The 275-nt window shown below is 61.1% G+C and carries 1 protein-coding gene; it reads left to right on the top strand.

Annotated elements, in window-relative coordinates:
• The coding region (locus AC0L2O_RS36745; RefSeq protein WP_473373199.1) for a sugar phosphate isomerase/epimerase family protein at nt 1-275 on the top strand (275 nt) is incomplete at both ends.

Below are 275 nucleotides of genomic sequence, written 5' to 3'. Positions count from 1 at the left end.
CCAAGCGCGGTCTGCGCGTCGGCTACGAGGCATTGGCCTGGGGGCGTCACGTCAACGATCATCGCGATGCGTGGGAAATCGTGCGCAGGACTGACCATCCGAACGTCGGGCTGGTTCTCGATTCCTTCCACACGCTGGCCCGCAGGATTGAACTCGGCTCCATCCGTTCGATACCCGCTGACAAGATCTTCATCGTCCAACTCGCCGACGCGCCGCTAATCGAAATGGACTTGCTCTATTGGAGCCGGCACTTCCGCAACATGCCAGGCGAAGGC

This window comes from Bradyrhizobium sp. Kon10, assembly GCF_055807395.1.
Note: the sequence above shows the minus strand (reverse complement) of the source record. Positions and strands in the feature narration are given on the sequence as shown.